Consider the following 26,096-nt stretch of genomic DNA (forward strand, 5'->3'; position numbering starts at 1 on the left):
ATCACTTCGCAAGTTCGTATATAGCCTGCGCATACAAGGATGCCGCCCGCAAGAGGTCGTCAATTTCCATATATTCGTCTTTCTGATGGGCAACGTCGGGGCGCCCGGGGAAGAGCGGACCGAACGCCACCCCCGCTTGCAGCGACCTCGCGTATGTCGCGCCTCCGATCGAAATCAATTGCGCTTGTTCCCCCGTCTGTTCTTCATATACCCGCTGCAGCGTTTTGATCAGTTCATGGTCTTTTGGCACATGATGCGGCTTGCTGTCTTTAAAACTCACAAGCTTTCCGCCTTGTACGCGTTCGAGCGCTTCTTTGACCGGACCGCTCGTTTCTGTCACCGGATAGCGGATGTTGATGCCGACTGTACTCTCTTTTTCTTTCTCATAAGCTATCCGTCCGACGTTTAAGGTCAGCTCGCCGCTGATCTCATCGCTTACGGCGATCCCGAGCTTTTTCCCTCTCGTGTCACCGCTAAAGGCATCTGACACCGCTTTTACAAAATGGCGGCCTGCTGAATCTAGCGGTTGCGTATGTAAAAACTCTGCCAGGATCAGCCCCGCATTGATGCCGTTGTCAGGCTCCATGGCGTGTGCCGATTTTCCGAAAACGTTTATCCTGCAACGGTCTCCGTTTTTCGTGATTCGGCCCTCGGCCCGCTTTTCTTTTACAAAATCGGCAAACGATCGTTCAACATCCGGTGTAACCGTTCCGGAAAGGACAGCTTCGGCTTCGTCAGGAACCATATTGAAACGGCGTCCGGCCCGGAGCGATTCCAAAACCAATCCCCCGCCGCTTTCGCTATTTGGGCAATCCAAGTGCAAAACTGCGTCAATCAGCCCCTTTTCCGCGTAAATAATCGGAAAGTCGGCATCAGGGGCGAATCCGGCTGAAGGCATTTCTTCATGTTTAAAATAATGCTCCACACACCGCCAATCGCTTTCTTCATCTGTTCCAATGATCAGCCTGATCCGCTTTGACAACGGAAGATTCAGCTCTTTCACGATTTTCAGGGCGTGAAATGCGGCCATTGTCGGCCCCTTATCATCGAGCGCGCCTCTCGCATAAATGCGGCCGTCTCTGATGTCGGCGGCAAACGGATCGCTTGTCCATCCGTCTCCGGGCGGGACGACGTCAATATGGCAGAGGATGCCGATAATCTCTTCGCCTTCTCCCCATTCGATATGGCCCGCATAGCCATCGAGGTTTTTCACCGTAAAGCCGTTTGTCTCCCCTTTTTTCAGCAAAGCCGTCAGACATTTGTGAATCCCTTCTCCAAAAGGCTTGCCAGGCCCGGCGGTCTTCTCATCGAGAACGCTTTTTATTTTTAAGAAATCCTGTATATCCTGAACAATGTCGTCCTTTCTCTTTTCCACTTCCAGTTCCCAGTTCATCGTTTTCATCCTTTCCTTTTATCAGATTCCCGAAAAACGACTTGCAAAAATACCTGTTAACGAATATTATAGATATTGTTTCGTTATAATGTTCGTTATTGGAGGAATTATGTTTAACATAAAAGAAAACAAAACAACAGTTAAAAAAGAAATTCTTGCAGGAATCACAACCTTCTTTACGATGGTTTACATTGTCGTCGTCAATCCGGGCATTCTTTCCGGCACCGGCATTCCCTTTGACCAGGTGTTTACCGCTACGATCATCGCCGCTGTCGTCGGAACGCTCTGGATGGCGCTTGCGGCCAACTTCCCGATCGCGATTGCGCCGGGAATGGGGCTTAATGCGTATTTTGCAGTTTCCGTCGTCGGTTCATCAAACGGCGAAGTTTCGTATCATACGGCATTCAGCGCCGTATTCGCGGCCGGGATTCTCTTTATTATCTTATCCTTAACACCGCTCAGAAAACAACTGATCGAAGCAATTCCCGCCAATTTAAAACACGGGATTACCGCCGGGATCGGATTGTTTATCGCATTTGTCGGACTAAGGGGAGCCGGAATCATTACGGCCAATGAAGCCAATTTGATCGGTCTCGGCAACCTGCGCTCGCCGGAAGTCGTACTGACCTTGATCGGGCTTACCTTTTCCGTCGTTCTGATGATCATGAATGTAAACGGCGCTCTGTTTTTCGGGATGCTTTTCACCGGCCTGATCGCCTTTTTCACCGGTCAGCTCCATTTTGACCAAGGCGTTTTATCCATGCCTCATCTGCCTGAAAAGCTGATCATCGCGAATCCTTTGACGGCCTTTTCTGACGTCATCCATTACGGGCTCTATTCGGTCGTTTTCTCTTTTCTGCTCGTCACGATTTTCGATACGACAGGCACGATGATCGGCGTCGCCGAACAGGCGGGACTCATGAAAAACAACAAGCTTCCGAACGCGAGAAAGGCGCTTCTCGCCGATTCGACGGCCACGACGATCGGCGCCATGTTCGGGACGAGCCCGACAACCGCCTATATTGAGTCATCGGCCGGGGTGGCAGCCGGAGGAAGAACCGGGCTGACATCGTTGACAGTCGCCGTTCTTTTTGGCGCTGCGCTGTTTTTCGGTCCGCTTGTCAGCGCCGTTTCCGGCATTTCGGCGATAACGTCTCCAGCCTTGATCATTGTGGGAAGCATGATGATCGGAGCCGTCGCCGACATCCGCTGGAAAGAGCTCGACGAGGCGTTCCCGGCTTTTCTCGTCATCCTTGCCATGCCTTTAACATCAAGCATCGCAACAGGGATTTCTCTCGGATTTATTTCATATCCGATCGTGAAAGCCGCGAAAGGAAAATGGCGGGAGATTCATCCGCTCGTCCTGATCTTCGCGATTCTGTTTTTCATCCACCTGTTCTTTTTGCAGGGCCATTAATATAGAAAAAGAGGCTTAGGCAGCAGCCAGCCTCTTGATTTCATGCGTTTTCGCTTTCGATTTTCATTTTTTCATAATTTTGGTTCCGGCTTTTTTCTGGATATTTCTTTGGCACATCGTGTATAATATTTATTGATTATTTTTACGAGTTGTTTGTTAATCGTCCATGCTGCATTTTGGAGTCGTAAGTTGTGGTAGTCAAGTCCATTCGATCATATGATAGGGAGTGGTTGTTTGAAACCTTCAACAAACCGAATGCTAACCAGGATTAAGTCAGTCTACATGTTCATTCAAGAAAAGGGACTCGTTACAACCCAGGAACTGGTTGATGAATTTGGCACTACACCGAGAACAATCCAGCGTGATCTGAATGTGTTGGCATACAACGATTTGGTTCGCAGCCCAAGCAGAGGCAAATGGGAAACAACAAGAAAAAAAGTGAGAATATCTTCATAGAATTGTTCCAAAAAAACGCAACACACAATTGATATAAATAAGACTCACCTTGCTTTGCGAGTTTTTGAAACTGCTTCTAACAAGACACTCAAAGTTTTGAGTGTCTTTTATTTTTTTAGGGCCGCAAGCTCCGATTCCGTCAGCTCTCTGTACTCCCCAGGCAAAAGGTCTGGGTCGAGCGCCACATCTCCCATCTTCAGCCGTTTTAAGTAGGTCACTTCATTGCCGACGGCTTTCAGCATCCGTTTCACCTGATGGAATTTCCCTTCCGTGATCGTCAACAGCAGCTTGTGCCTGCCGTTTTCATTTTCCAGAATCACCGCTTTCGCCGGCTTTGTGACATACCCGTCCCCAATGTCGACCCCTCTTTCGAGCCTGGCAGCGCTAGCCTCTGTGACCGGCTTCTCGGCATGCACCTCATACGTTTTAGGGACATGCTTTTTCGGCGACAAAAGCCGGTGTGCGAGCCCGCCGTCGTTTGTCAGTAGAAGCAGGCCTTCGGTATCTTTGTCAAGCCTTCCGACCGGAAACGGCGCAAAGTGCAAAAACTCCGGTTCGAGCAAATCGATAACCGTCTCCTCGCGGCTGTCTTCTGTTGCCGACACTACCCCCTGCGGCTTGTTCATCATCAAATAAACAAACTCCCGGTAATGGACGGGCTCGCCGTATACGGTGACTTCGTCATGATTCGGATCAATCTGTTCTTTCGCATCCTTGACGATTCTGTCTTTTACGCGAACCGCTCCGTTCTTCAGCATTTTTTTTACGTCTTTTCTCGATCCATAGCCGCTGTTCGCCAGAAGCTTATCCAATCTCATAAGGTGATTCCTCCTTAATATAAATAAAAGGCTTTGTTCATTATGCTGTTGCGGCTTCAAAAAACAACCGGACATATTAATCTGGCTGTTTGATCAATTATTCAGGCTGCGTCCCTGCTCCGCGGCTGTCCGCTCCGGTCTTCAAGAAAATAGAGCCGGAGTGTCCCGGACCAGCTAAATGTGCAGATGTCCTTCATTTTCTTGCATGTCGAATGTGTGGTACGTGTTACACTCGGCGTCAGATTGACCAGGTGGCACCATACAGGCAACAGCCCGCAAGATCGCAATATCTTCGGCAAGGAATATTACATTTTGACTTTGCCTGCAAAGCGTGCTGTACTGCGGTGCATGAAGTCGGTTCTAGATGTGCGAACAGATCAGCCATTCCGCGAGCTTTTTGAATGTTCCAAGCCTCCAATAAGTCCTCATCCTTCATGATGTTTCCGCACTCCTTTGCCCGCCGTTTTTTGCGAATAATTGCGGACATGCACCTAAGCTTGACCGGAATGGTCTATTGTGTGCATGTTACATATTCCTGAGGCCATGTCCAATATCCTTCTCCGGGTTCCATTGTTGATCATTGATCTCTTTTCAAAACAAAGGAACAACCTTCTCAAAAATAAAAGAAAAGCCCGCTTATGAGGCCTTTCTTTTGAAAAAGCGGCTTAACCGCTGACCGAATATTTTTTCTAACAGTTTTAGACGGTGAGCCAAATACAGATAGACGATACCGCCGATTGCCGATGTAATGGCGATGATAACAGCTGAGCGGATCTGTCCGCCCTCATATGAAATAAATAAACCGAGGACCGCTTTGGCGATTAATACGACGGCTCCCATTACAGCGGTCAGGATCGCCATCAGCAAAAACCTTTTAAGCAGTTTTTTATAAGCGTAGCCGGCATGCCGTCTGATCATGATGAAGCCATACAATAAAGATGCCGAATATCCGAGCGCTGTCGCCAAAATCGATCCTTCTCCCTGAAAGAGCTTGATCAAAGGCACGTTCAGCGCGACTTTGATGATGACCCCAACCAGAAGGCTGACAACGGCGAATTTTTGCTTGTTAATCCCCTGCAAAATAGCGGCGTTAACCGTAAATAAAGAAAATAAAAGCGCAACCGGCGAATACCAGAATAAGATGTCTTGTCCGACATCGGGAAGCAGGCTTTCCGATCCGTAGAAAAACGTGTAGAACGGTCCGGCGAGAAGCGACATTCCGACGGAAGCCGGAAGCACGATAAACAAAATAATCTGCATCGCCTGGTCAATCTGCTTGTTTAAAGCCGGAAAGTCACGGTTGGTGAAGTTTTCCGTAATAACCGGGATCAATGTCAGCCCGAAAGCCGTCGCAAGAGAAACCGGAATCATCACAAGCTTAGGAACGTAAAGCGTGACGATCGCCAGCAGATCCTGGCTGATGCTTTGATACCCCGCTTCAATCATCGCTTTATTAAACGTATTTGTATCAATGTACTGATAAAGCGGGATCGCCAGCCCGACAAAAACGTACGGAGCGGCATAACTGAACAGTTCCTTAAACATCTGCCTGTACGTAATATTTGACGGCGGAACGAGGTTCGGCTTCATCGATATAAGGTACCCTTTTCTTTTCTGCCAGGAAAAATAAAGGGTGAAAAGCCCCGCAAACGCACCGATCAATGCAGCGAACGTCGCATAGCCTACGGCTACTACAAGTCCGCCGTTCAGCACTTTCATGACCAAATACGTCGCAGTGAGGAGAAAAACGATTCTGGCAAGCTGTTCAACAACCTGTGAAACGGCTGTCGGCCCCATCATCTGATGGCCTTGGAAAAATCCCCTCACAAGGGCCAATACCGGCACAACCAATAAAGCCAAGCTGACCATGCGAATGACATAAACGACGTGTTCGATCGTCAGACCGTTATTTTCCGTCCCGCCGAGCGCTGTTTCTGCAAAAAACGGAGCGGTTACATAAAGAAGGGAAAAAGCGATGATTCCCGTGACGAGCATCATCGACATTCCGGCGCGCAGCATCCTTCTCGTCGTTTCATAATCACCGATCGAATTATATTTTGAAACAAACTTGGACACGGCCGCCGGAAAGCCCATCGTGGCAATGCTCAAAAAAATCGTATATTGATTATAACCGTACTGGAACAGGGCACCTCCGGTGGCACCGACCATGGCTCCAAACGGAATTAAATAAATCATTCCGAGGATCCTCGAAATATAGGTACCAAGCGTTAATATAAACGTGCCTCTTAACAGTTTGCTTGACATGTTCCCAATCACCATTTTTCTAAAATAGATTCAACTTTTCTATTTTAACACACAGGTGCTTCACCTAGGTAATAATAACTGGGCTAAATTTTAACAGATCTTTTTTAAAGGCGTCATTCTTTCGTTATAATAATAGGATGGAGCGCGGATTCGCTTCGCGCGGCCTTACACTGCAGGAAAGTTGAGGAAATGTTATGAAGCATTATGATGTAATCGTCATCGGCGGAGGGCCTTCCGGGCTGATGGCCGCCATCGCGGCCGGTGAGCGGGGCCTGAACGTGCTGCTCATCGATAAAGGAAACAAGCTCGGCCGCAAGCTCGCCATCTCGGGAGGAGGCCGCTGCAATGTCACGAACCGCCTTCCGATTGATGAAATCATCAAGCATATCCCCGGAAACGGCCGCTTTCTATACAGCTCTTTTTCCGAGTTTAACAATGAAGACATCATCGCGTTTTTTGAACGTCTCGGCGTGAAGCTCAAAGAAGAAGACCACGGGCGGATGTTTCCCGTTTCCGATAAAGCGCAAAGCGTTGTGGACGCTCTGTTGAGAAGACTTGAACATCTGCATGTCAACATTCGTACGAACGAAAAGGTGGCATCCGTGTTATACGACGATCAGAAGGCATACGGCATCGTAACGAACAACGGCGAAAAGATTCTGACCGGGGCGGTCGTCGGGGCGGTCGTCGGCAAAAGCGTCCCGCATACCGGCTCAACGGGAGACGGCTATGAATGGGCCGAAAATGCCGGGCATACGATTACCGAGCTTTTCCCGACAGAAGTTCCCGTCACTTCGGACGAACCGTTCATTAAACAAAAAACATTGCAAGGCCTGTCATTGAGAAATGTCGCGCTAAGCGTGTTAAACAAAAAAGGCAAACCCGTCATCACCCATCAGATGGATATGATTTTCACGCATTTCGGCCTTTCCGGCCCGGCTGTCCTCAGGTGCAGCCAATTTGTCGTAAAAGAGCTGAAAAAACAGGAGCATGTAAGGATGAAAATCGATTTGTTCCCAGACCTCCACGAAGAACAGCTGTTTCAGCGAATGCTGAAAGAGCTGAAAGAGTCGCCGAAAAAGTCCGTTAAAAACGTGCTCAAGTCCTGGATGCAGGAACGGTATCTCCTGTTTCTGTTCGAACGGAGCGGAATCGATCCCTCCGAAACCTTTTCCACCCTTTCCAAAGACCGTTTCAGGGCGTTCGTAAAAGACTGCAAGGAGTTTTCCGTCAAGGTGAACGGCACGCTTTCGCTTGAAAAAGCCTTTGTGACCGGAGGCGGTGTTTCGATAAAAGAAATCGATCCGAAAAAAATGGCGTCCAAAAAAAAGGACGGATTATATTTTTGCGGGGAGATTCTCGATATCCACGGGTACACCGGCGGGTACAACATTACATCGGCCCTTGTCACCGGACGGCTTGCCGGCTTAAACGCAGCGGAGTTTTCTGCGTCACTCCCCAAAAAGTAAAAACAAGGCAAGTTCTTTGTATAAAATGAAGGGAACCCTCAATATATTAGGGTTCCCTTTTCTTATTAAACGCAACTTAATATATGGAAAAAGACAAATGATGCATAACGCTTTGTTTTAAATGGTTATATTGTTTTTCATTGGTATCTGAAAATGCTTCGCTTCTATTAGAAGGAATGTCCATATACAGAATGTCTTCTTTAAATTGAGAAACCGTAAAATCATATCTTTTGCCATTGATAAAATTATAAAAATGCCATCCATCAGGCAGTTTTGTTTTCCTTACTTCTCCACCTAATATATCATTTACTACTAGTGCGGTTACGCCGCATTGTCCATTTGCAGGGTTATCATGGCTCCATTTTGAACTTGAGTCTATAGACCAGGATTTAGATAATGCCTTCATTATTTGTTCGATTTGCAAGAGGTAATGATCTTCCATAAAAAATCCTCCTTTTCATTAGCTTATTTCATTTTTATTTAAAGTAACCCTGCATTGTTAGTTGAACAAGGACTGCATATTGAATTTTGACAAGCGTAAACTTATTATAAGCATCGGTCATTTCAAATATAAAGGAAGATTCCTTTATTTTGTGTGTTGTGCTTTCTTCACTGCGACGATCTACAAATAAGGACCAAGCAAGGTAATGAAGGCATAATGAGACGTATGGACAACGGCAGCCGGCACCTCGCCTGCTGTTTTTTTGTTCTACCGCCCGAAGCAGATGCCTCTCGATTGTTCATGGTGAACAACCTCTCCTCCCTCATAATGATCATTTCTCACAAAATAACGTTGACTTCCCACATAAATATGTTTAATATAAACATATAAGTTGTTCACATCTAACAAAAGGTGAGGAAAATGCAACCGAATGAACGCAGAAATGTGATTTTGGAACAATTGAATAAGCACCAAAAAATCGATATTGAAGCATTGGCGGCAGAATTGAATGTTTCCGCCATGACGATCCGGCGCGATTTGGCGTATCTGGAGCAGAAGGAACAGGTCATCCGCACGCATGGCGGCGCTGTTCTCAATAAGCCGCTTGTCGTGGAATCTTCCTTTCTGACAAAGGAAGGAAAACATGCAGCAGAGAAGAAGCGCATCGCCCAAAAAGCGGCAGAGCTCGTGAAAGAAAATTACACCATCCTGCTTGACTCTGGAACGACTACACTCGAGATCGCCAAGCTGCTGAAGCACAAAAGCAAATTGACGGTCGTGACAAATGACATCAAGATTGCAGCAGAGCTGATGGACAGCGAAGTCAAGCTGATTCTCACAGGCGGGGAGGTGCAGAACAATATCGGCGCACTTTTCGGTCCGCTGACGGAACAGACGTTGCGCAATGTGCACGTTGATTTGTGCTTCCTCGGAGCGCACGCCGTCGACCTGCATGCCGGGGTCACAGTACCGACATTCGAAAAGGCATCAATTAAGAAGCTCATGATCGAATCCGCTCGGGCAACCTGGCTTGTCGCTGATGCCAGCAAGCTCGATCAAAAAGCACTTGTTAAGGTGTGCGGCTTGAAGGAATTATCCGGCATCATTTCAGATTCCGGCATTGTCGATTATCATCCTCATGAATTGCGGGAGCTTTTAGATGTCATAGCAGCGGAGGAGGAATCCGAATGAAAATAGGCGTTATCGCAGATGATCTCACCGGAGGCAATGGCACAGGCGTCAAGCTGACAAAGCTGGGCTACACCGTGGCGACGATGGTCTTTTACGAAAATTTGCCGTCATCGGAAGAGATCAACGGTGTGATTATCGATACCGACAGCCGCTATGCGAAAGAGGAAGTCGCACATCGCCGGGTGAAAACGGCGGCAGCGAACCTGAAAAAGTGGAAAACGGATATCGTCTGCAAGCGTATCGACAGCACGGTGCGCGGCAACATCGGAACAGAGCTGGATACCCTTCTTCATGAATTGGGCGAAGAGTCCATCGCGGTCGTCGTTCCGGCATATCCAGACTCAGGCCGCATCGTATCAGGCGGCTATCTGCTGATCCACGGCGTACCCGTCCAGCTGTCTGATGTCGGGAAGGATCCTGTCAAGCCTGTTACAGAATCTCATATCCCGAAGCTTGTACAAAAGCAAAGCGACCATCAGGTTGCAGGCATCGGTTTAGAGACCATCCTCGCCGGCAAGGAAGCGATCGAAGCGGACATGCTCGAGAAAATCCAAAAAGGCGCCCGAATCCTCGTTCCTGATGCCATCACGAATGAGAACATTGAATCAATCGCATGTGCTATGGCGGAGCTGGATATGTATCAGATGGTCCCCGCCGATCCCGGGCCGCTGACTTCCGCGTACGCCCGAGCGTTCAGCAGAAAGCGGATGAAGGACAAGAAAATCATCATCACCGTCGGCAGCGTCACATCCAACAGCTCCAAGCAGCTGCAATATTTGATCGATAAGACGAATCTCCGCCCTGTCTATGTGGATGCCAAAAAGCTTGCGACAATGGACGAAACGTGGGACCAAGAAGTAGACCGTGTCATCAAAAAAGCGGCAGAAGAGATGGAAAAGCAGGATATTCTTTTGATCACAACCGATTCGCTTAAATCAGAAATCCTTGATTTGAAAACGCTCGCAGACAAGGAGCATGTAAGCCAGGATGCATTGGCAAAGCGCATCGCCGACGGCCTGGGCAAGATGACAAGGCTTGTGATCCAAAACAGCCGGTTTGACATTGGCGGCTGTTTTACAAGCGGCGGAGATGTAACCGCTTCCCTCTGCTCGATCTCAAGAGCGGAAGGCATCCAATTGATCGACGAAATCCTGCCGCTAGTCGCCTACGGAAAATTCATCGGAGGCTACCTGGATGGTATTCCGATCGTTACAAAAGGCGGTACGGCAGGCGGTACGAAAGCAATTTACACAAGCGTGAAATATCTTGAAGCAACATTTTAAGGAGGAATCTAACATGGCAGAACGAGCAATTATTGCAATTCCGATGGGAGACCCGGCAGGAATCGGCCCGGAAATCACGATGAAATCTTTAACGAAGAAGGAAATCTACGATGTATGCAAACCGCTTGTGATCGGTGATACAGAGGTCATCAAAAAAGCGATCGAGATCGTGAAAGCGGATCTGCAAGTAAACGAAGTTTCAGCGCCTGCAAAAGGAAAATACGAATACGGTACCGTCGATGTGATCAATTTGGCGAATATCGATATCGATAAACTTGAATACGGACAGGTTTCCGCCCAATGCGGACGGGGCGCATTCGAATATATTAAAAAATCCGTGGAGCTTGCCATGTCTGGAGAAGTTAAAGCACTGGCGACGACCCCAATCAATAAGGAATCGTTGAAAGCCGCTAAAGTGCCGTATATCGGGCATACCGAAATGCTGGAGGATTTGGCCGGTTCAGACGATCCGCTTACGATGTTCGAGGTGAACGGCATGCGCATCTTCTTCCTCACCCGCCACCTGTCATTGAAGGATGCCATTGATCAAATGACAAAAGAAAGAGTACATGATTACTTGATTCGTTGTGATCGGGCATTGCAGCGCCTTGGAGTTAAGAAAGGCAAATTCGCGGTGGCAGGCTTGAATCCGCATAGCGGAGAAGGCGGCTTGTTCGGCCGGGAGGAAATCGAGCAAATCAAGCCGGGCATTGAGCTCGCGGTGAAAGATGGTATAGACGCGGTCGGTCCGGTGCCGGCGGACTCGGTCTTCTACCAGGCACTGAACGGCAAATACGATGCGGTTCTATCGTTATACCATGACCAGGGACATATCGCTGCAAAAATGACGGACTTTCACCGGACGATTTCCATCACGAACGGTCTGCCGTTCTTGCGTACCTCCGTCGACCACGGTACCGCATTCGATATTGCTGGCAAAAACATCGCAGAAAGCACCAGCATGGAAGAATGCATCAAGGTTGCAGCACAGTACGCGCCGAACTTCTCGCCAAACAGCCTGTAAACATTGCATACGCCGGAAAGGAAGGATTCTGAATCCTTCCTTTCTAAAGATCTTATTTGTAACCGCTTACAAAAATAGACTTTAGGGGGAAAAACAAATGCCATTACTCATCATCGCTTTAGGTGTACTCTTGTTGCTCATCTTGATCATGAGATTCAAGCTCAATACATTCGTTTCCTTGATCATTGTCTCCTTTATCGTGGCGCTGCTTTTGGGCATACCGATGTCAGACGTTGTAGGCTCCATTGAAAACGGTTTAGGCGGAACGCTGGGCCATATCGGGCTGATCTTCGGGATGGGCGCCATGCTGGGCCGTCTCATTGCCGACGCCGGCGGGGCAAACCGCATCGCTACCACGCTGATTGACCGCTTCGGCGAAAAGCGCATCCAGTGGGCCGTTTTATTCGCCTCTTTCATCGTCGGGATTGCGCTGTTTCTCGAAGTAACCATCGTCCTGCTGATTCCGATCATCTTCTCGATCGCAAAGGAGCTCAGGGTCTCCATCGTACATCTTGGGTTGCCGATGGTCTCTGCCGCACTCGCAACGCATGCCTTCCTTCCGCCCCACCCGGGTCCGACAGCAGTTGCTGCGGAGTACGGAGCGAATATAGGGCTTGTCCTTATTTATGGTATCATCGTCGCGATTCCGACGGTGATCCTGTCGGGAATCCTGTATCCCAAGCTTGCGAAACGCATCGTCCCTTCTGCCTGGACGCGGGAAGGCAGCGAATCCTTCGGGATTGCGAAAACATTCAAGGAAGAAGAAATGCCCGGATTCGCGGTCAGCGTCTTCACTGCCCTGTTCCCGGTTATTCTGATTGCACTCGGTGCCGCTGTCGATATCCTCCAGGCAGAACTGAAATTCTCAGACAATCTGTTTATTGATATCATCCGCTTTGTAGGCAATTCATCGACCGCGATGGTCATCTCGCTGCTGGTAGCGGTTTACACAATGGGAATCAGAAGAAAGGTCCCGATTCAAAAACTGATGGATTCCTGCGGTTCTGCCATCAATGCCCTCGGGATGCTGCTTTTGATCATCGGCGGCGGCGGTGCCTTAAAGCAGGTTCTCATCGACGGCGGTGTAGGAGATTATGTAGCATCCATTTTTTCCGGAACATCGATGTCACCGGTATTCTTCGCCTGGATGGTGGCGGCCATCCTGCGCATCTGCCTTGGCTCCGGAACGGTGGCAACTCTGACGACAGCCGGTCTCGTCATCCCGTCCCTTGCCTCTATGCCTGATGTGAATCTCGAGCTTGTCGCACTGGCGACAGGAGCAGGAAGCGCCATCGCTTCCCACGTCAATGACGCAGGCTTCTGGATGGTAAAGGAATCACTCGGCATGACGTTAAAGGAAGCCTTCGGAACGTATACGGTGCTTTCCACCATCACTGCGGTATCAGGTCTTGCGTTTACGATGATTTTGGATGTTTTCGTCTGAACTAAGTCTCTTCTACGGCTTACTTTCTATATAAAATCAACGCCGAAAAACAGTAAAGCTGTTCGCCCTGGGGATCGCATGCAGCGGACACGTTATATTTTATATCGATCAGCTGGTCTTCTGACAGCTTTTTTAAAAACTCGTTGATTTCGTGCTGCAAATCTTTTTCGTGTTCTTCATCAAATACGGCAACCTTCAGCATACGCTCTCTCCTTTCTATATGAAAGGTATTCGCGAAGTGCAGAAGTTATGAATGAAAAAGAAATCTCCCCGAACCGATTCCGGGGAGATTTGATCTTTTCTCGCTCAGTGAGATGTTGCATGCGTGGATATGCCGGTATGGCGCATTTGATCATGTTTCTGCATGTGCCGTTAATCTTCTGTTTCATACTGCCTGACCTAATTCGAATTTGCTTGTCTTAATAGAAACCGAGCAGCTTCCACCAGATCATGCCTGTCCCAAACCAGATGATCATATGCAAAATGGAAACGAAAAAGCCGATGGACCACCATTTGCCCTGCGTGACATAGCCGGAACCGAACAATACAGGTGCAGGACCTGCTCCATAATGCGTCGTTGAACCGAATAAATTGCCGAAAAAGCCAAGAAGAAGCGCGGCTAACATGGCCGGTGCCCCTGCATGGATCGCTACGGCCAAAAATGCCGGATACATGGCGCTGACATGCGCTGTTGAACTGGCAAAGAAATAGTGGACATAGTAATAACCGGCGCCCAACACGATCAATGCCGTGATCCAGGACATCCCGCCGACAGACTGGCTGATCTTATTTGAAACCCAAGGAATCAGCCCTAATTCATTGAGCTGAGTCGCCATCATCACGAGTGCGGCAAACCAAATCAGCGTGTCCCATGCCGCCTTTCATTTTTAATATCATCCCAGCTTAAAACGCTTGTGACGAGCAATAAAGATAGGCCGATCAGCGCAGTTGCGGTGGCATCGATCCCGACCTTCTCGCCGAAAATCCACAATAGTAAAATCACGATAAATACGAAAATCATGTATTTTTCTGAGCGTTTGACAGGACCGAGCTCTTTTAATTTATCAATGGCCATCTGTCTGGCTCCGGGCGTTTCTTTGATTTCGGGACCATAAACCTTGTAGATAAACAGCGGAATGACGATCAGGCTGATCAAACCCGGGACTAAAGCCGCCAACAGCCAGCCGCCCCATGTGATGTCGACTCCTGCCGCTTTTGCGAAGGATACGGCAAGAGGGTTTGCAGCCATTGCCGTCATAAACATCGCTGAGGTGATCATGTTTCCCTGAAAGGATGTCAGCGTTAAAAATGCCCCCGCCTTTCGTTCCGTCCCGTCGCCCGGACGCGAACCGTAAGCTTCGGCCAAAGAGCGGACGATCGGAAACACGATTCCGCCGGCCCGGGCCGTATTGCTCGGCGTTGCAGGGGCCAAAATCAAATCGCATAAAATCAGCGAATACGAAAGGCCGAGCGTTTTCTTTCCGAACAGTCTAACAAATAAATAGGCAATCCGCGTTCCCAGACCTGTTTTAATAAATCCGCGGGAGATAAAGAATGCAGCGACGATCAGCCAAATCGTCGTATTGCTGAATCCGGCGAGCGCCTCCTGTGTCTTTAATGTCCCGGTGACGATCAAAAGCATCATGCTGATGATCGACAGCGATCCCATCGGAAGCGGTTTGCAGATAAAGCCTACAATTGTCGCGACGAATATCGCTAATAAATGCCATGCCCTCGGCTCGATCCCCGCCGGGGGTCCGATCAGCCAAATGCCGGCACCGATCATCACCGTCAATAGCAATGGGGGCCATCTGATCTCGGATGATGCTTGTGAAGTGTGTGCTTGCTCAATCATTGCCATTTTTTTATCACTCCGTATTACGATGTTTGCTTGATATTTTACTTAATCCGTCAGAATACCCCGATTAAATCTCGAAACACCTCCCTATCAAAATCACCGATCATTTTTACAATCCTTTCAAAAGCTACTTTACAATAATTTTTTTATAAAAACATATCAAAATATGTAAAATGCGACCTATTTTCACCTTGTTTTTTGACTAATTTCTATCAATTGTTTGAATAAAAAAAGAAAAACTCCTTATCTCTTTGCGATAAGAAGTTTTTCCCCCTATTTTGTTTTCGGCTTCGTGTCACCCGTCCATTCGAGCATGCCGCCGACCATATTTGTCACGTCAAATCCTTTATCCATGAGATAGAGACAGACGTTTTCGCTGCGCTTTCCGGACCGGCAGACAAAGATATACGGCACGTCTTTTTGAAAGAAATCGAGCTTATCGGGAATGTCGCCCATCTTCATATGGACGGCTTCCGGTATCATGCCTTCCGCTACCTCTTCATCCTCTCTGACGTCGACGATATAAAGCGTTTCTCCTTTTGAAAGCTTTTCTTTTAATTCGTCCGGGGTGATCTCTTTTACTGTCATACTTCCAGCTCCCTTGATTGTAGAGGTGTGATTATTATAGCAAAATTCAGGGAGCGAATGCTATTTAAGACGTCGCCTGCTGTGTCCCTTTATCAGGAAACACAGACTTTCCCGATATGTTAAACGTCTCGTTTTGCGGGGAAGCCCACGCCAAGGATCCGCCCGCAATCAGGCAGGCAAGCATGACAGCTGAAAAACAAACAGCTTTTTTCATATGAGTTCCTCCTTCATCTTGCATATTTGATGTTTGGCATCGCGCGATTGTTCGAGATAATAAACGCTTTTTTCTTTATTACCAAGCCTCATGTAGTAATCGGCAATGTCATTCGTCAATTCGGCGACATGCGTCCACAGCTTTTTATTTGTCAAATATTCAAGCGCAAAATCGATGTCAAGCGGGTGTCCACCGTCGTATAAAGCAAAGATGAGCCTGAACTTCGCCATGTACTCTTCCTCTCCGTATTCCGCCGCCCTTGAAAAACCCTCCTTGCAAAGCTGCCTCGCTTCTTCGCCGTAGCCTTGCTTATACAGGTTGCGGGCCAGTTCGAAAAAGGTGTTGATCCCAAAAATCGATTGTTCATGAACCTTGATGGCAAGCGCCTTTCTGAAATGTTCCTCTGCCAAAAGCGGCATGTTTCGATTGGCGTAGTTCACCCCCATGTTATGAAAAATGAGCCCGACAACCCTGTGATGATGGCAAGAAGCGGCCTTTTCCAACGCCCGTCTGTAATGTTCTTCCGCTTCCTTGATACGGAACAGGTCAAACTGGATGGACCCGAGAATCATGTCACACCCGATGGCCTTGTCTATGTATTCATCCCGCCTGCCGAAAACGGAAAGGGCTTTCTCGGCATGGTTCATGGAACGGAAATGATCGTCCACCTGATAGTATGCGATCGCGATTTTGTAATGGAATTCTCCTTTTTCTATTTCATCGGTCACTTTGTATAATTTGCTTTCCGCTTTTTTATAGAAGCTGATCGCCTCAAGATAATTTTTTTCATAGAATTCGTACATGCCGGAAAAAAAGAAAAAGTAATATTGAATGAGGTCATCCGCGTATTTGACCGCTTCCTTTTGCTTTTGAATCTCCCTGAACGCCTTAGCGGATTCTGCGAATTGCTCTGTCATCAGCTTGTGGCGGTAATCCAAGAGGTGAAAATAAAGCAACAGGTCTCCGCGTGTTTCCATGTTTGCAAGCAGATTCTCAATCTCGTATTTTAACGAGACCGCTTGCAGCGCTTCGTGGCGTTTGATCATGGTATACCATTGGTTCATGAGCCCGGCCGCTTTTTCGTATGCCGTTTTCGTTTCCACTCACTTTTCATCCTTTCTTATGTTCAAAAACAATATATGCCTTTATTTCCTTTTTCTTCATGATTCTATTTTACAAAAAACGATTGTTATTGGCAATTATTTTATCATTATCAAATTTGCGGTATTTTACAAGCGGTCAGCTCCAGGCTTCAAGCTGATTCTCGAGACTTTCTGCTGTTACAAGGCTTTTCTGGAATTGACTTGGGCAGGAGAGGTTGTATCGTTTGATTTTTCGGTTGATCGAGCCGACCTTTTCTTCTCGGTTCCCGGATTTGATCGCATTTTCGATTTCTTGTTTGATTTCTTTTTGAAGCCGGAGCCACTCCGGAAGGTAACGGGCGTTTTTCAGGGTGCTGGAAAGGGCGTCCCCTTGGAGAGCCTCTTTTTTCAACGGCTTTCCGAATCCCGGAAGCGACTGTATCCCATCTTTTCCAAGGCTGTCTTTCACGACATGATCGATCCAATGCAGATACCTTTCATCGTTTTCTTTGCCCACGAACAATCGACTCCTTTCATCTCTAAGGCGCAAGCATCAGATTTCAGCAGAGTCCGGCTCGGCTGCTCCCGCTTTCCTCAATACTTGGTAGGCAAGCCACATGACCGTATAGCTTAACAGACTGACACTGAAAAAAGGAACGATTCCCGGCAGATAGCTAAACACGACGTAAAGCGCGGCGCATGCAGCCATCATCGTTAATGTATACTGCAAATACGACACCCCGAGGATGAGCGAAAATTTGAGATACATCCGCTTTTTCCAGTCGAAATGGGCAAGGAGCGGAAACAGATAAAACAGCATAATGAAAAACAAAAAGCCGAACGTCATGATGACAAAACGGAGGATGTGCAGGAAGGCATTTTCCGGATAAATGAAGGCCAGATCAACATAAATAACCATTCCCGCCGCCGTCAAAATGAGGCCGATCGCATTGGAGCGGAAAAATTCCCCGCGGTACGCCCGCCAAAACGTTTTGAAAACCGGAATGTCCGTATGGCCCATAATCCACTTTCTCATGACGGAAAATAAAGCGGTGGTCGCCGGCATAAATCCAAGCAGGCCAAAGCCGAGAAGCGTAAACATAAACCACAGCACATTCGTATAGGAAAATCTCACCACCCATTCGCAAAAGCTCATTACTCTCCCCAGGGAATTATTTTGTTCCACTCACACGGCCCCCTTTCAGGTGTGTTGCCGGGAATGAAGAAGCTCTTCGATCCCGATCGGCCTGTTTTCCTTGATCGAACGCCACATTCCTTCCCCGGCTGCGATCGAATAAGCCCCTGCTTCACTTCCGGCCAGAATGTCATACTCCCTGAAAGGATCTTTGCCGCTAAAGAGCTCCCTGAGCAGCAGGGGGTCCCCTCCGCCGTGTCCGCCCGGCTGACGGACGACACGGATCGTTTCCTTTGACTCAAACAGCGGAAAATACTCGATCGTCTGTTCGGGCACCTCGAAAGGAATTCTTCCGGGTGCATGATATTCCGTCGTTTCCAGCCTTCCTTTCGTACCGTTTATCGCGAGGCGGTAGCCTTCATACGGAGCGGAAAAATGGACGGAGTAGTTTAATAGGGCGCCGCCGTCATATTTCAAAACGGCCGCATAGGTGTCTTCTATATCGATTTCCTCGTCAAAAATGCAGGCGTCGGGCCTGTAGTTGGTGTACAGCAGATGCTGATGTTCGTCTGACCGGATATGATCGTCTTCCGCATCTCCCGCTTCCCACCTCATAAAATAGCGGCATGCCTGTTTGACGCGGCACGTACCGCAATAGCGGTTTTCGCCTTTTTCAGGGTTCATTTCACCGTCAGGCCCGTAATAATACAATCCGCCGTAAGCAAAGACTTCCTCGGGCTTTTGATCAAGCCACCAATTGACAAGATCAAAATGGTGAGTCGACTTATGGACACTGAGCCCTCCGGAATACTTTCTCATCCTGTTCCAGCGCTTAAAATAGCTGGCTCCGTGATACGTATCGATATACCAGTTCAAATCGACGGACGTGATTCTGCCGAGCTTTCCTTCGAGGATCATCTCTTTAATTTTGCGGTGATACGGATTGTACCGGTAATTAAAGGTGACCGTCACCGTTCCTTCGCTTTCAGCTTCGGCGGCTATTACGGCTGCAGCGTCTTTTACCGTTGTCACCATCGGCTTTTCCGTTATGACGTCTTTGTTTGATTGCAAAGCGCCCAAAATGTAGCGGACATGCGTGTCATCGCGGCTCGCCACGATCACGGTGTCGGGATCAACCTTTTCGATCATGTCGCTGAACGCTTCCGCCCTGAAAAACGGAACCGAACGGAGCTCAGGAAAGCGCTCTTTGCAGACGGCTTCCCTGAGCGGATCGTCGTCCAGGAGTGCCGCGATCCGGTGCCCGCGGCTGTATTCCCTTACAAGCGGCTCGATAAACATGTTGACTGCGCGGCCGCTCAAGCCGCAAATCACATACTTTTTCATCGGCAATTGACACCTCTGTTCATTGACCTAGAAGCCCCTCGATCAGTTCAAGCGCTTCATCGGTTTTCTTCGCATAAATCGGGATAAAGGCAGCCATATCCGTATTCAGCTGAAACGAATAGCCGTTCAGCTGCTTTTCCCCTTTTTTGATGACCGCTGCATAGACCTTTTGTCCGTCTGCTGTATACGGCCCCTCTCCTTCAGGATCAGAGCCGAGCGGACGGAGCCCTTCCGGATCAAAAAACGGTTTAAACATGTCTTCGGGAACGACAAACAGATCTCCTTCCTTTGCCGCAATTTCGACGAGCAGTTTTTCTGGAGAGGCCGGAAAAAACGTGACATTTATCCCCTTTTTCCCGGCTGCCTTTTTAATCTTCTCTTTGATGTCTGAAGACGCATCCGAAAACATAAACACGTCTGTCTTTTCAGAATCCGCTTTGCCGCACGCTGACAAAAAAAGCATCACCGCGGTGAGAATCATCGGCAAAACCGCCTTTTTCACTTGTCTCCCTCTTCCTGAAAGCGGCCGCTTTTTTCAAGCTCTGCCAGCGCCATAATGAGAGCGCCCACTCCGTGCAGATCATTGACGCTTTTTTCGCGGCTGACATAATACTCGTATGTTCCCGCGGAAGTCCCGACGCATATATCTTTCAAAAATAAGCCTTCTTTAGGCCTGATCTCGATTTTTTTCTCCAGGAGCCCTTTATACGCCTTCACGGCCCGTTCCATATACGATTGATCGATGTAGCCCATGCGGACCCCTTTTGCCATCGCATATGCATAGAGACACGAACAGGAGCTTTCCAGCCAATTGTCTGCCAGCTCTCCCTTGTCAACGACCTGGTACCATAACCCCGTTGCTTCATCCTGAAAATCGGCGAGGCTTTTGACCATCTCCTGAAGCGTGTTGATCCATTCGCGCTTCATTCCGCTTTCTTCCGGAAGGAGTTCGATCATGTCGCTGAGCGCCAGCGCATACCAGCCGATCGATCTTCCCCAAAACTCAGGCGAGCATCCCGATTCAGGATCGGCCCAAGGTGTGCTGCGCCGTTCGTCCCAGGCATGATAATACAATCCCGTATGACGGTCTTTCGTATGCTTTCTCATCAAGGTTTCTTCGAGGATGACCAAGTCGTACAGCTCGGGAGCGCCGAAGGCCCTTGCATACTTGAGTGCAAAAGGTCCGCCCATATACAGACCGTCAAGCCACATCTGATAAGGATATTTATCTTTATGCCAAAAGCCTCCTTCTGATGTCCGGTTCAGCGTATCGAACAGGCCCCTCAGCTTTTCCGCCGCTTTCCTGTACCGTTCATCACCGGTCTCTTCATACAAAGGAAACAAAAGAAGGCCTGCCTGAACGGCATCAAGCTCATCTCTGCTGAAATAAAAATTGCCGTGTTCATCAACGAGATAGTCAACGTAATCCTTTACATAATCAAAATACGTTTCCTTCCCTGTCGCTTCCCAAAGGCGAATCAGCCCGCATAAGAACACGCCTTGATGATAATGCCAGCGGCCCGCGGGAGGCAGCTTATCCTTTGTATACGTTTTCATTACCGTGTTTGCCGCTTCCTCGGCAACGTGAAGAGGCGATTTTGTGATGAGAGATCGATTCATGGCATTCAAATCCTTTCATCAAAAATGTCAATATATACCTTCTTCTCCAAATTTCTTTGCCATCCTGTTTGCAAATATGACTAAAATGAGTCCGACAGCGGCCTTGAACAAACCGACGGCTGTGCTGTAGCTGAACTGCCCCTGCTTTAAGCCCGCCGTATACACATACGTATCGAAAATTTCAGCCACTTCGCGGTTTGTCGCGTTTAATAGCAGGTACACATGCTCAAATCCAAGCTCCAGCGTATCGCCGATTTTCAGGATCAGGAGAACCACGATCACGCTTCTGATCGCGGGAAGGGTCACATGCCACATTCTCCGCAGACGGTTCGCCCCGTCCATTTTCGCCGCTTCGTAAAGCTGCGGGTCTACCGCCGTAATCGCCGCTAAATAAATGATCGTCGACCAGCCGGCTTCCCTCCAGATCACCTGGAGAATATAGAGCGGCCTGAACCAGTTTTCGTCAAGCAAAAAATTGATTTTTTCCCCGCCGAAATAAGCGATGATTTCATTTATCAGTCCCCCGTCTACCGTTAAAAGGACAAATGAAAGCGACACGACGATGACCCATGACATAAAATGCGGAATATAAATCAGCGTCTGAACGAGCTTTTTGAACAGCACGATTCTGACTTCGTTCAACAGAAGGGCCAATATAATCGGGATTGGAAAAAATACGACGAGGTTCAGAAGAAACAAGATCAGCGTGTTTTTCAAGAGCATAAAGAAAGTCGGCTCCGTAAACAGCCTTTCAAAATGCTTAAAGCCGACCCATTCGCTCCCCGTTATGCCGAGAAACGGCTGGTAATCCTGAAACGCAATGACGATCCCCCACATGGGCACATACTTAAAAAGGAGAAAATAAATCAGCCCCGGCAGAATCATCAAATACAAATATTTTTGCTGAAACGCCTTCGCAAAAATACGCTTTCCGGCAACAAGGGCCGGTTCTTGTCCGGCCTGAGCTTCTGCAGCTTTCATAAACGGCCTCCCTTCACGATGTTTGCTTTCACTTTATCCCAGCATTGAAAAATTCGTCTACAATCATCTCATCACATGGCCCGCACCTTACCCGGAGGCGTATATGACCTGATAAAATGAAACCTGTATTAGAAAATGATTATTGACAAATTTACACAAAAGTCGGATTAATTATATATAACCATCTCGGGGAGTTTAGGGGGGAATTTATGAAAAGGAGACAATACAGGTTTTACTATAAGCTGGTGACATTCTTTTTTATTCTCAGCACGATCCCGGTCATCATCGTCGGCTTTTTTTCTTATCAGCGATCAGCTGAAACAATCGAGCAAAACGTCACAAATGAAAAACTCCAAACCGTTGGACAGATGCAGCTGAATATCGAACATATTTTAAAAACGGTTGACCATTCCTTCACCAACTATGTCCGTTCCTATCCCTTAATCGAGACGCTCAGCCGCAGCATCACACCCGAACGCTTCCAGCTTTATAACCAAATCAATCAGGAATTAAATAAACTGCAGACATTCGACACCGATTTATCCGACATTACAGTGATCAGCCAGGAAAAAAAGTGGTATATCAACAATTCCGGACTGTACAAATTGGATCAGGGGAAACAGGCTTTGATGGTCTCGCTCTACAACTCGCTGAAAAGCCGGTCAAGCTGGGTGCTTGAAAAAAACAACGCCCTTGTCGCCACGAAGGAAAGCGGTGCGGAAGACTGCCCGTACAACGTCAATCTCGTCAAACAGCTTCCCTTAAACAGCATGCGGCATAAAGGACTTGCCATCGCCAGCATTCCGTCGTGTTCACTCGTCAAACGAATGCCCCTGAAGTCGAAGACAAACAGCATGATGGCGCTTGATGACAACGGCCGCATCATCCTTCATCAAAAACGGTCACAGATCGGGCAATCGATCCGGCATGAAGATTACTTTCAAAAAATCAGGCAGCTTTCTTCAAAAAACGGACAGTTTGACGTATCAATCGGCGATACGGACTATAAGATTACATACCAGAAATCAGACTATAACAACTGGATATACGTTTCAATGACGACGATGCCTGAACTTTACATGCAGACCGCCTCAATCGGCTGGTTTACGTTTTCGATATGCGGCATTTTGTTAGCGCTTTCATTACTGTTCTCCTGGTTTGGCTCACGCCATTTCTACAAGCCGATCAAAGTTTTATATGAGTCCGTTTCCGGCTTCGCTTCCGGAACAGATGCGGGCAAAGAGCGTCACGAAAGCGAATTCGAGCTGATCGAGCGGAATATTAAAGAAATGAAAAACAAAAATTACGACCTCGCAAAGCGGGTCGAGCAACAGGTCACACAGCTGAAGCAATATTTTTTAACAAGGCTTCTGCTCGGCAAATTGATTGAAGAAGAAACGAAAGAACGCTTTTCAGGCCTCGGCTTTTCGGACGATTGGAGCCACCTTTCCGTCCTTGCCCTGCAAATTGACACCTTGAAGGATACGCCGTACGAAAAAAAAGACCTGGACGTCCTGCTGTTTGCGATCAACAGCCTTGTCGAACAGTCGATCCCAAAGGAAAACCGTCTCCCTTCAGTCGTGATCGATAAGACGCAAACAACCGTGATGCTGAACCGCGGCAAATCGCTTGACACATTTCATCAGCAGCTGAAAAGTACCGCCGAATCGATCCAGCATAAGATCCATGAGGAGCTCGGGCTATTTGTCAGCATCGGGATCAGCCAGCCTTTTACAAGCCTCTCCATGTCCAAGCACGCTTATTTGGAAGGGCTTGAAGCGTTGACTTACAGGCTGAAATCCGGGAAACGCGCGATCATTTTCTTTGAGCACCTTGACAGGAACAAAGCATTTTTGACCCAGTTTCCAAAGCAACTCCAAAACGAACTGTTTGAAGCGATTAAAGCGTGCGACCGGGAAAAAGCCGCTGAACGGCTCCATCAGTTAATCGAAACGGTTTGTTCTGAGAATACGAACCCTCATCATTGCCAAATTGCGATTGTCAGGCTGCTCAACAATTTAATTGAATTCATGCACCTTCTCGGAATCGAGCTGTTTGAACCGGACGGCAATAATATGCTGTATGACGACATTTTTGAGCTGACGACAATAGAAGAGATCGAAAGCTGGCTGAACACCCGAATCGTCAGCAACATGATCGAAACGTTGAGCGTCAGAGAGGAATCGCAGTATAAAAACATCTCGGAGAAAATCGTCCACATCATCCAGCAGGAATTCGACACCGATCTGACCCTGGAATCGATCGCGGGAAGACTGCATTACAATCCCAACTATTTAAGCAGCATTTTCAGAAAAGAGATGAAGATATCATTCAGCGAATATTTATCATCGTACCGCCATCATATCGCCAAAAGCTGGCTGACGGAAACGGGCTTATCCGTTAAAGAAATTTCTGAAAAACTGAAATATAAAAATCCGCAAAACTTTATTCGTTCGTTCAAGAAGCTCGAAGGGATCACCCCGGGAAAGTATCGCGAACTGAAAAACCATTCGGCATAAAACAAGGCGGTCCCGGAAAGACCCGGGATCGCCTGTATTTATTTCACCGATTTTTTATATGCTTCTTCATATTCTTCAATTACTTGGTCTCCGCCGTTTGTCCGCCATTTTTCGACCGCATTGTCAAACTGGCTTTCGTCCATTTTGCCAAGGATAAATTGGTATGTCGCATCATCGATGATCTTTTGCAGTTCATCTCCCCTTTCAGATGCAGCCGGAGAGTACAGGCTTTCAGCAGGATTGGAGACGATGATGTTTTCGTTGTCCTCTGTCAGCTCTTCATATTTGGTGCGCAGCGGATCTCCCGTGTTTTTTAAGTATGCTTTATCAATGCCGACAAGGGAGACGAGCGGCTGAATTTCCGCCTGCCAATCTTTCAGCTTGTCATCGATCCGTTTGAAATGATCCTTGTCTTCTTTTTTGTAATGGACGCCTTCGATTCCGTATGTCATCAGACTGTAGACATCCTCTTCTGCGATCCTGTCAAAAAAGGCCAGAATCCGTTTCAGCTCTTTTTCGCTTTTCACGCTCGTTTTCGGAAACGCAAAAATACCGTTGTGCCCGCCTGATGACCAGACGCGCTCTTTTCCGTCAGGGCCCTTGATGCGGTTGATGATATCGAGCTCCATCTTGTCGTCAACCGACTGATCCCTTAAATTGACGGCATCGACCATATTCCCGACGTAAATCCCGGCTTTCCCCTGGGAAAACATCTCCTGCTGCTGCGTTTTGCTTGTCACCGGAAAGTCTTTATTGATGAGTCCTTCATCATACAGCTTTTTCATGTATTTCATCGTTTCCTTATATTCCGGCGTCATGAAATCGGGTGTAAATGTGCCGTTTTCTTCTTTCCAGTCCGTCGGCATTCCCATGTAGGATCCCAATGTTTTAAACGCTCCGTAGATCAAATCGTTTCTGTCGGCAAACCCGATCGTATCCTTTTTCCCGTTTTGGTCGGGATCTTTTTCAGTAAACGCCTTTGCCGTCTCGTACAACTCATCGAGCGTCTGCGGCGTTTTCAGGCCGAGATTGTCAAGCCAGTCTTTGCGGATGACGATTCCTTGCCTTGATAACGGGCGCTCCCTGTAAATGCCGTACAGTTTACCGTCAATGGAGGCATTTTTATTGATCAGCTTATTCATCTTGCTTAAATTCGGATAATCCTTCAAATAAGGCCCGACTTCCCAAAACATGCCTGACCTGAAGGCGTTCATAACCGATGAATTTTTGATATCCTGGATGGTGACGACTTTCGGAAGATTGCCGGCGGCAAGCGCGGAATTCAGGCGGTCTTCCTTCACCGCGTCAGGCACCCACATCAAATCGAGCTTTGTGTTTGTGAGCTTTTCGATCTTTTTAATCGCCGTGTCCTTCGGCGGCTGCTGGTGATAGAGAATCACCAGCCAGCTCAGATCCAAAGGAGAGTTGGGATCGACCTTTCCTTCCTTCGAAGAGGCCTGCTCCGCTCCTTTGTTCGAACAGCCAAACAATCCTCCCGCTAAAAGCGCGAACGCGGCAATCGGGATCAGCCATTTTTTCCCCATACATTGTCC

Annotated in this window: 23 protein-coding genes and 1 pseudogene; 8 read left to right on the forward strand and 16 right to left on the reverse strand. The window is 47.9% G+C overall.

From position 1 onward, the window contains the following. Position 1: 1 nt before the first annotated feature. Positions 2 to 1,393, reverse strand: coding sequence for a dipeptidase PepV (gene pepV / locus NSQ39_RS14575; protein ID WP_341015662.1), 1,392 nt, complete (start codon positions 1,391 to 1,393; stop codon positions 2 to 4). A gap of 109 nt (positions 1,394 to 1,502) precedes the next feature. Between pepV and NSQ39_RS14580 the strand changes: the two genes are divergently transcribed. Further along, complete coding sequence (locus NSQ39_RS14580; protein WP_046129297.1) at positions 1,503 to 2,810, forward strand: NCS2 family permease; 1,308 nt, start codon at positions 1,503 to 1,505, stop codon at positions 2,808 to 2,810. Between the two features lie 234 nt (positions 2,811 to 3,044). Further along, positions 3,045 to 3,266 (forward strand): DeoR family transcriptional regulator, encoded by a 222-nt coding sequence (locus NSQ39_RS14585; protein ID WP_006636141.1) that lies wholly within the window; start codon positions 3,045 to 3,047, stop codon positions 3,264 to 3,266. A 107-nt stretch (positions 3,267 to 3,373) separates the two neighbouring features. On the opposite strand, the gene NSQ39_RS14590 is transcribed toward NSQ39_RS14585, so the two are convergent. Then, complete coding sequence (locus tag NSQ39_RS14590; protein ID WP_046129298.1) at positions 3,374 to 4,084, reverse strand: pseudouridine synthase; 711 nt, start codon at positions 4,082 to 4,084, stop codon at positions 3,374 to 3,376. Positions 4,085 to 4,720: 636 nt separating this feature from the next. Continuing rightward, the gene (locus NSQ39_RS14595) at positions 4,721 to 6,349 is read right to left on the reverse strand and encodes a putative polysaccharide biosynthesis protein (protein ID WP_341015667.1); all 1,629 of its coding nucleotides are present in this window, start codon (positions 6,347 to 6,349) and stop codon (positions 4,721 to 4,723) included. Positions 6,350 to 6,543: 194 nt separating this feature from the next. On the opposite strand from NSQ39_RS14595, the gene NSQ39_RS14600 reads away from it, so the two are divergent. Further along, the gene (locus tag NSQ39_RS14600) at positions 6,544 to 7,818 is read left to right on the forward strand and encodes a BaiN/RdsA family NAD(P)/FAD-dependent oxidoreductase (RefSeq protein ID WP_341015670.1); all 1,275 of its coding nucleotides are present in this window, start codon (positions 6,544 to 6,546) and stop codon (positions 7,816 to 7,818) included. 76 nt (positions 7,819 to 7,894) lie between these two features. Here NSQ39_RS14600 and NSQ39_RS14605 read toward each other — a convergent pair whose 3' ends face one another. After that, positions 7,895 to 8,260, reverse strand: coding sequence for a YunG family protein (locus NSQ39_RS14605; protein WP_046129302.1), 366 nt, complete (start codon positions 8,258 to 8,260; stop codon positions 7,895 to 7,897). A 420-nt stretch (positions 8,261 to 8,680) separates the two neighbouring features. On the opposite strand from NSQ39_RS14605, the gene NSQ39_RS14610 reads away from it, so the two are divergent. The 4 genes from NSQ39_RS14610 to NSQ39_RS14625 all read left to right on the forward strand — a co-directional run bounded on the left by NSQ39_RS14610 (position 8,681) and on the right by NSQ39_RS14625 (position 13,202). Next, complete coding sequence (locus NSQ39_RS14610; RefSeq protein ID WP_046129303.1) at positions 8,681 to 9,451, forward strand: DeoR/GlpR family DNA-binding transcription regulator; 771 nt, start codon at positions 8,681 to 8,683, stop codon at positions 9,449 to 9,451. Then, the gene (locus tag NSQ39_RS14615) at positions 9,448 to 10,734 is read left to right on the forward strand and encodes a four-carbon acid sugar kinase family protein (protein ID WP_341015674.1); all 1,287 of its coding nucleotides are present in this window, start codon (positions 9,448 to 9,450) and stop codon (positions 10,732 to 10,734) included. The genes NSQ39_RS14610 and NSQ39_RS14615 overlap by 4 nt, the downstream gene beginning before the upstream one ends. A gap of 13 nt (positions 10,735 to 10,747) precedes the next feature. Then, the gene (gene pdxA, locus NSQ39_RS14620; RefSeq protein WP_341015677.1) at positions 10,748 to 11,758 is read left to right on the forward strand and encodes a 4-hydroxythreonine-4-phosphate dehydrogenase PdxA; all 1,011 of its coding nucleotides are present in this window, start codon (positions 10,748 to 10,750) and stop codon (positions 11,756 to 11,758) included. Positions 11,759 to 11,855: 97 nt separating this feature from the next. Beyond that, the gene (locus NSQ39_RS14625) at positions 11,856 to 13,202 is read left to right on the forward strand and encodes a gluconate:H+ symporter (protein ID WP_216899575.1); all 1,347 of its coding nucleotides are present in this window, start codon (positions 11,856 to 11,858) and stop codon (positions 13,200 to 13,202) included. 19 nt (positions 13,203 to 13,221) lie between these two features. On the opposite strand, the gene NSQ39_RS14630 is transcribed toward NSQ39_RS14625, so the two are convergent. The 11 genes and pseudogenes from NSQ39_RS14630 to NSQ39_RS14680 all read right to left on the reverse strand — a co-directional run bounded on the left by NSQ39_RS14630 (position 13,222) and on the right by NSQ39_RS14680 (position 22,024). After that, on the reverse strand, positions 13,222 to 13,404 hold the full coding sequence (locus NSQ39_RS14630; protein WP_048355238.1) for a sporulation protein Cse60: 183 nt from the start codon (positions 13,402 to 13,404) through the stop codon (positions 13,222 to 13,224). 217 nt (positions 13,405 to 13,621) lie between these two features. After that, positions 13,622 to 15,063, reverse strand: a pseudogene (locus NSQ39_RS14635) (anion permease). A gap of 270 nt (positions 15,064 to 15,333) precedes the next feature. Next, the gene (locus tag NSQ39_RS14640) at positions 15,334 to 15,648 is read right to left on the reverse strand and encodes a rhodanese-like domain-containing protein (RefSeq protein WP_046129309.1); all 315 of its coding nucleotides are present in this window, start codon (positions 15,646 to 15,648) and stop codon (positions 15,334 to 15,336) included. Positions 15,649 to 15,712: 64 nt separating this feature from the next. Beyond that, the gene (locus tag NSQ39_RS14645) at positions 15,713 to 15,862 is read right to left on the reverse strand and encodes a hypothetical protein (RefSeq protein WP_164918172.1); all 150 of its coding nucleotides are present in this window, start codon (positions 15,860 to 15,862) and stop codon (positions 15,713 to 15,715) included. Next, on the reverse strand, positions 15,859 to 16,965 hold the full coding sequence (locus NSQ39_RS14650) for a response regulator aspartate phosphatase (protein ID WP_175076639.1): 1,107 nt from the start codon (positions 16,963 to 16,965) through the stop codon (positions 15,859 to 15,861). Before NSQ39_RS14650 ends, NSQ39_RS14645 begins: the two co-directional genes overlap by 4 nt. Before the next feature lie 136 nt (positions 16,966 to 17,101). Next, positions 17,102 to 17,461, reverse strand: a complete 360-nt coding sequence (locus NSQ39_RS14655) for a DnaJ family domain-containing protein (protein ID WP_046129311.1) — start codon at positions 17,459 to 17,461, stop codon at positions 17,102 to 17,104. A gap of 36 nt (positions 17,462 to 17,497) precedes the next feature. Next, entirely contained in the window at positions 17,498 to 18,130 is a 633-nt protein-coding gene (locus tag NSQ39_RS14660) for a YesL family protein (RefSeq protein ID WP_175076638.1), read from the reverse strand. Between the two features lie 15 nt (positions 18,131 to 18,145). Continuing rightward, positions 18,146 to 19,423, reverse strand: a complete 1,278-nt coding sequence (locus NSQ39_RS14665; RefSeq protein ID WP_175076637.1) for a Gfo/Idh/MocA family protein — start codon at positions 19,421 to 19,423, stop codon at positions 18,146 to 18,148. Positions 19,424 to 19,442: 19 nt separating this feature from the next. Further along, the gene (locus tag NSQ39_RS14670) at positions 19,443 to 19,925 is read right to left on the reverse strand and encodes a lipoprotein YteS (RefSeq protein WP_373688044.1); all 483 of its coding nucleotides are present in this window, start codon (positions 19,923 to 19,925) and stop codon (positions 19,443 to 19,445) included. After that, complete coding sequence (locus NSQ39_RS14675; RefSeq protein WP_175076636.1) at positions 19,922 to 21,043, reverse strand: glycoside hydrolase family 88/105 protein; 1,122 nt, start codon at positions 21,041 to 21,043, stop codon at positions 19,922 to 19,924. The genes NSQ39_RS14670 and NSQ39_RS14675 overlap by 4 nt, the downstream gene beginning before the upstream one ends. A 27-nt stretch (positions 21,044 to 21,070) precedes the next feature. Beyond that, entirely contained in the window at positions 21,071 to 22,024 is a 954-nt protein-coding gene (locus tag NSQ39_RS14680) for an ABC transporter permease (RefSeq protein WP_175076635.1), read from the reverse strand. A 209-nt stretch (positions 22,025 to 22,233) separates the two neighbouring features. Between NSQ39_RS14680 and NSQ39_RS14685 the strand changes: the two genes are divergently transcribed. Further along, complete coding sequence (locus NSQ39_RS14685) at positions 22,234 to 24,543, forward strand: helix-turn-helix domain-containing protein (RefSeq protein ID WP_175076634.1); 2,310 nt, start codon at positions 22,234 to 22,236, stop codon at positions 24,541 to 24,543. Positions 24,544 to 24,581: 38 nt separating this feature from the next. Here NSQ39_RS14685 and NSQ39_RS14690 read toward each other — a convergent pair whose 3' ends face one another. Beyond that, positions 24,582 to 26,087, reverse strand: a complete 1,506-nt coding sequence (locus NSQ39_RS14690; protein WP_175076633.1) for an extracellular solute-binding protein — start codon at positions 26,085 to 26,087, stop codon at positions 24,582 to 24,584. Between the last annotated feature and the right edge of the window lie 9 nt (positions 26,088 to 26,096).

The sequence above is a fragment of the Bacillus sp. FSL W8-0848 genome, from assembly GCF_038007805.1.
Classification (GTDB): Bacteria; Bacillota; Bacilli; order Bacillales; family Bacillaceae; genus Bacillus; species Bacillus glycinifermentans.

Coding starts and splice junctions, on each gene's coding strand:
- NSQ39_RS14580 (WP_046129297.1), top strand. CDS start 1,503: ATGTTTAACATAAAAGAAAACAAAACAACAGTTAAAAAAGAAATTCTT.
- NSQ39_RS14680 (WP_175076635.1), bottom strand. CDS start 22,024: ATGAAAGCTGCAGAAGCTCAGGCCGGACAAGAACCGGCCCTTGTTGCC.
- pdxA (WP_341015677.1), top strand. CDS start 10,748: ATGGCAGAACGAGCAATTATTGCAATTCCGATGGGAGACCCGGCAGGA.
- NSQ39_RS14600 (WP_341015670.1), top strand. CDS start 6,544: ATGAAGCATTATGATGTAATCGTCATCGGCGGAGGGCCTTCCGGGCTG.
- NSQ39_RS14630 (WP_048355238.1), bottom strand. CDS start 13,404: ATGCTGAAGGTTGCCGTATTTGATGAAGAACACGAAAAAGATTTGCAG.
- NSQ39_RS14685 (WP_175076634.1), top strand. CDS start 22,234: ATGAAAAGGAGACAATACAGGTTTTACTATAAGCTGGTGACATTCTTT.
- NSQ39_RS14665 (WP_175076637.1), bottom strand. CDS start 19,423: ATGAAAAAGTATGTGATTTGCGGCTTGAGCGGCCGCGCAGTCAACATG.
- NSQ39_RS14675 (WP_175076636.1), bottom strand. CDS start 21,043: ATGAATCGATCTCTCATCACAAAATCGCCTCTTCACGTTGCCGAGGAA.
- NSQ39_RS14690 (WP_175076633.1), bottom strand. CDS start 26,087: ATGGGGAAAAAATGGCTGATCCCGATTGCCGCGTTCGCGCTTTTAGCG.
- NSQ39_RS14590 (WP_046129298.1), bottom strand. CDS start 4,084: ATGAGATTGGATAAGCTTCTGGCGAACAGCGGCTATGGATCGAGAAAA.
- NSQ39_RS14645 (WP_164918172.1), bottom strand. CDS start 15,862: ATGAAAAAAGCTGTTTGTTTTTCAGCTGTCATGCTTGCCTGCCTGATT.
- NSQ39_RS14605 (WP_046129302.1), bottom strand. CDS start 8,260: ATGGAAGATCATTACCTCTTGCAAATCGAACAAATAATGAAGGCATTA.
- NSQ39_RS14625 (WP_216899575.1), top strand. CDS start 11,856: ATGCCATTACTCATCATCGCTTTAGGTGTACTCTTGTTGCTCATCTTG.
- NSQ39_RS14615 (WP_341015674.1), top strand. CDS start 9,448: ATGAAAATAGGCGTTATCGCAGATGATCTCACCGGAGGCAATGGCACA.
- NSQ39_RS14610 (WP_046129303.1), top strand. CDS start 8,681: ATGCAACCGAATGAACGCAGAAATGTGATTTTGGAACAATTGAATAAG.
- NSQ39_RS14595 (WP_341015667.1), bottom strand. CDS start 6,349: ATGTCAAGCAAACTGTTAAGAGGCACGTTTATATTAACGCTTGGTACC.
- pepV (WP_341015662.1), bottom strand. CDS start 1,393: ATGAACTGGGAACTGGAAGTGGAAAAGAGAAAGGACGACATTGTTCAG.
- NSQ39_RS14640 (WP_046129309.1), bottom strand. CDS start 15,648: ATGACAGTAAAAGAGATCACCCCGGACGAATTAAAAGAAAAGCTTTCA.